This window comes from Serratia sp. DD3, assembly GCF_000496755.2.
Genome location: NZ_AYKS02000097.1, coordinates 1 through 5,310 on the forward strand (window position 1 = coordinate 1; position 5,310 = coordinate 5,310).

Annotated in this window: 1 tRNA gene and 2 rRNA genes; all 3 read left to right on the forward strand. The window is 51.3% G+C overall.

The window, feature by feature from the left end:
- Positions 1-162 precede the first annotated feature (162 nt).
- A 16S ribosomal RNA gene (locus IO95_RS19220) occupies positions 163-1,704 on the forward strand.
- 87 nt (positions 1,705-1,791) lie between these two features.
- Positions 1,792-1,867 (forward strand) — tRNA-Glu (locus IO95_RS19225).
- Between the two features lie 228 nt (positions 1,868-2,095).
- Positions 2,096-5,310, forward strand: a 23S ribosomal RNA gene (locus IO95_RS19230); the annotation flags it as partial.

Below are 5,310 nucleotides of genomic sequence, written 5' to 3' on the forward strand. Positions count from 1 at the left end.
TGCTCTTTAACAATTTATCAGACAATCTGTGTGGGCACTCACAAAGACGATATCCAGTTGCTTCGGCAACAAAAAAATATCAAGTCTTAAAGAGTGACTCATGTAAGTAAAATTCATGCAGTAATCTTTGAGCATCGCTATTAACTTAGCAAATCAAGCTTTTAATTGAAGAGTTTGATCATGGCTCAGATTGAACGCTGGCGGCAGGCTTAACACATGCAAGTCGAGCGGTAGCACAGGGGAGCTTGCTCCCTGGGTGACGAGCGGCGGACGGGTGAGTAATGTCTGGGAAACTGCCTGATGGAGGGGGATAACTACTGGAAACGGTAGCTAATACCGCATAACGTCGCAAGACCAAAGTGGGGGACCTTCGGGCCTCACACCATCGGATGTGCCCAGATGGGATTAGCTAGTAGGTGGGGTAATGGCTCACCTAGGCGACGATCCCTAGCTGGTCTGAGAGGATGACCAGCCACACTGGAACTGAGACACGGTCCAGACTCCTACGGGAGGCAGCAGTGGGGAATATTGCACAATGGGCGCAAGCCTGATGCAGCCATGCCGCGTGTGTGAAGAAGGCCTTAGGGTTGTAAAGCACTTTCAGCGAGGAGGAAGGGTGGTGTGTTAATAGCACATCACATTGACGTTACTCGCAGAAGAAGCACCGGCTAACTCCGTGCCAGCAGCCGCGGTAATACGGAGGGTGCAAGCGTTAATCGGAATTACTGGGCGTAAAGCGCACGCAGGCGGTTTGTTAAGTCAGATGTGAAATCCCCGAGCTTAACTTGGGAACTGCATTTGAAACTGGCAAGCTAGAGTCTTGTAGAGGGGGGTAGAATTCCAGGTGTAGCGGTGAAATGCGTAGAGATCTGGAGGAATACCGGTGGCGAAGGCGGCCCCCTGGACAAAGACTGACGCTCAGGTGCGAAAGCGTGGGGAGCAAACAGGATTAGATACCCTGGTAGTCCACGCTGTAAACGATGTCGATTTGGAGGTTGTGCCCTTGAGGCGTGGCTTCCGGAGCTAACGCGTTAAATCGACCGCCTGGGGAGTACGGCCGCAAGGTTAAAACTCAAATGAATTGACGGGGGCCCGCACAAGCGGTGGAGCATGTGGTTTAATTCGATGCAACGCGAAGAACCTTACCTACTCTTGACATCCAGAGAACTTTCCAGAGATGGATTGGTGCCTTCGGGAACTCTGAGACAGGTGCTGCATGGCTGTCGTCAGCTCGTGTTGTGAAATGTTGGGTTAAGTCCCGCAACGAGCGCAACCCTTATCCTTTGTTGCCAGCGATTCGGTCGGGAACTCAAAGGAGACTGCCGGTGATAAACCGGAGGAAGGTGGGGATGACGTCAAGTCATCATGGCCCTTACGAGTAGGGCTACACACGTGCTACAATGGCGTATACAAAGAGAAGCGACCTCGCGAGAGCAAGCGGACCTCATAAAGTACGTCGTAGTCCGGATTGGAGTCTGCAACTCGACTCCATGAAGTCGGAATCGCTAGTAATCGTAGATCAGAATGCTACGGTGAATACGTTCCCGGGCCTTGTACACACCGCCCGTCACACCATGGGAGTGGGTTGCAAAAGAAGTAGGTAGCTTAACCTTCGGGAGGGCGCTTACCACTTTGTGATTCATGACTGGGGTGAAGTCGTAACAAGGTAACCGTAGGGGAACCTGCGGTTGGATCACCTCCTTACCTAAAGATATTGCTTCGCGTGAAGTGCTCACACAGATTGTCTGATGAACAGTAATGAGCAAAAGCGTCATAAAAGTACGGTGTCGTGTCCCCTTCGTCTAGAGGCCTAGGACACCGCCCTTTCACGGCGGTAACAGGGGTTCGAATCCCCTAGGGGACGCCAACTGCTTCCGACCATCCCGGTGAAAGCGGCGGTCTTCAGTATCTGATGATACTTTTTATCTTAAAGATGATTCTGTGGAGTCATGTTTAAGATATTGCTCTTTAACAATCTGGAACAAGCTGAAAATTGAAACTTCAGCGCATCAATGAGTTAACTGACATTGATGGCGTTGAAAGAGTCTCTCAAATAATCACAGCCATAAGGTGTGTAGACATCTTCGGGTTGTGAGGTTAAGCGACTAAGCGTACACGGTGGATGCCTAGGCAGTCAGAGGCGATGAAGGGCGTGCTAATCTGCGAAAAGTGTCGGTAAGGTGATATGAACCGTTACAACCGACAATACCCGAATGGGGAAACCCAGTGCAATTCGTTGCACTATCCTGTCATGAATACATAGTGGCAGGAGGCGAACCGGGGGAACTGAAACATCTCAGTACCCCGAGGAAAAGAAATCAACCGAGATTCCCCTAGTAGCGGCGAGCGAACGGGGAAGAGCCCAGAACCTGAATCAGTTTGTGTGTCAGTGGAAGCGTCTGGAAAGTCGCACAGTAAAGGGTGATAGTCCCGTACACGAAGATGCACAGATTGTGAGTTCGATGAGTAGGGCGGGACACGTGTTATCCTGTCTGAATATGGGGGGACCATCCTCCAAGGCTAAATACTCCTGACTGACCGATAGTGAACCAGTACCGTGAGGGAAAGGCGAAAAGAACCCCGGCGAGGGGAGTGAAATAGAACCTGAAACCGTGTACGTACAAGCAGTGGGAGCCTACTTGTTGGGTGACTGCGTACCTTTTGTATAATGGGTCAGCGACTTATATTTTGTAGCAAGGTTAACCGTATAGGGGAGCCGTAGGGAAACCGAGTCTTAACTGGGCGAATAGTTGCAAGGTATAGACCCGAAACCCGGTGATCTAGCCATGGGCAGGTTGAAGGTTGGGTAACACTAACTGGAGGACCGAACCGACTAATGTTGAAAAATTAGCGGATGACTTGTGGCTGGGGGTGAAAGGCCAATCAAACCGGGAGATAGCTGGTTCTCCCCGAAAGCTATTTAGGTAGCGCCTCGTGAACTCATCTTCGGGGGTAGAGCACTGTTTCGGCTAGGGGGCCATCCCGGCTTACCAACCCGATGCAAACTGCGAATACCGAAGAATGTTATCACGGGAGACACACGGCGGGTGCTAACGTCCGTCGTGAAGAGGGAAACAACCCAGACCGCCAGCTAAGGTCCCAAAGTCATGGTTAAGTGGGAAACGATGTGGGAAGGCACAGACAGCCAGGATGTTGGCTTAGAAGCAGCCATCATTTAAAGAAAGCGTAATAGCTCACTGGTCGAGTCGGCCTGCGCGGAAGATGTAACGGGGCTAAACCATGCACCGAAGCTGCGGCATTCAGGGGTCAGGTTACAGGGTTCAGGAGTCAGCAATGGTACAGCGATTTGAAGAGTTGGATGTCTTTAAGCGGTCATACCGAATTTCACTTGAAATTCATCAGACCAGCTTATCCTTTCCTCAAATAGAGCAATACGGACTGGCAGACCAATTAAGGCGTTCAAGCAAGAGTATCTGTGCGAATTTAGCTGAGGGGTTTGCTAAACAAAAATCCAAAGCAGAGTTTTGTCGCTTTATAGGTATGGCGATAGGCAGTGCTGACGAGATGCGGGTCTGGTTAAGGTACTGTTATGACCTTGGATATATTAATGAGCATCAATGGCAAGACTGGCGTAGTGAATACGAACAGTTGGCGAAAATGCTTAATGGCCTGGTAAGAAGTCTGAAGAGAACAGACTGATACTTGTGCCCTGTAACCTGGCTCCTGAGTGGGTAGGGGAGCGTTCTGTAAGCCTGCGAAGGTGACCTGTGAGGGTTGCTGGAGGTATCAGAAGTGCGAATGCTGACATAAGTAACGATAAAGCGGGTGAAAAGCCCGCTCGCCGGAAGACCAAGGGTTCCTGTCCAACGTTAATCGGGGCAGGGTGAGTCGACCCCTAAGGCGAGGCTGAAAAGCGTAGTCGATGGGAAACAGGTTAATATTCCTGTACTGGGTGTTACTGCGAAGGGGGGACGGAGAAGGCTAGGCTATCCGGGCGACGGTTGTCCCGGTTCAAGTGTGTAGGGGGGTAGACCAGGCAAATCCGGTTTACTATCAACCCTGAGGCACGATGACGAGTCTCTACGGAGATGAAGTAGTTGATGCCCTGCTTCCAGGAAAAGCCTCTAAGCATCAGGTAACATTTAATCGTACCCCAAACCGACACAGGTGGTCAGGTAGAGAATACTCAGGCGCTTGAGAGAACTCGGGTGAAGGAACTAGGCAAAATGGTGCCGTAACTTCGGGAGAAGGCACGCTGGCGTTAGGTGAAGGGATTTACTCCTGGAGCTGAAGCCAGTCGCAGATACCAGCTGGCTGCAACTGTTTAATAAAAACACAGCACTGTGCAAACACGAAAGTGGACGTATACGGTGTGACGCCTGCCCGGTGCTGGAAGGTTAATTGATGGGGTTAGCGGCAACGCGAAGCTCTTGATCGAAGCCCCAGTAAACGGCGGCCGTAACTATAACGGTCCTAAGGTAGCGAAATTCCTTGTCGGGTAAGTTCCGACCTGCACGAATGGCGTAATGATGGCCAGGCTGTCTCCACCCGAGACTCAGTGAAATTGAACTCGCTGTGAAGATGCAGTGTACCCGCGGCAAGACGGAAAGACCCCGTGAACCTTTACTATAGCTTGACACTGAACATTGAGCCTTGATGTGTAGGATAGGTGGGAGGCTTTGAAGTGTGGACGCCAGTCTGCATGGAGCCAACCTTGAAATACCACCCTTTAATGTTTGATGTTCTAACTCGGCCCCATAATCTGGGGTGAGGACAGTGTCTGGTGGGTAGTTTGACTGGGGCGGTCTCCTCCCAAAGAGTAACGGAGGAGCACGAAGGTTGGCTAATCACGGTCGGACATCGTGAGGTTAGTGCAAAGGCATAAGCCAGCTTGACTGTGAGAGTGACGGCTCGAGCAGGTACGAAAGTAGGTCTTAGTGATCCGGTGGTTCTGAATGGAAGGGCCATCGCTCAACGGATAAAAGGTACTCCGGGGATAACAGGCTGATACCGCCCAAGAGTTCATATCGACGGCGGTGTTTGGCACCTCGATGTCGGCTCATCACATCCTGGGGCTGAAGTAGGTCCCAAGGGTATGGCTGTTCGCCATTTAAAGTGGTACGCGAGCTGGGTTTAGAACGTCGTGAGACAGTTCGGTCCCTATCTGCCGTGGGCGTTGGAAGATTGAGAGGGTTTGCTCCTAGTACGAGAGGACCGGAGTGAACGCACCCCTGGTGTTCGGGTTGTCATGCCAATGGCACTGCCCGGTAGCTAAGTGCGGAAAAGATAAGCGCTGAAAGCATCTAAGCGCGAAACTTGCCTCGAGATGAGTCTTCCCTGGGCCTTTAA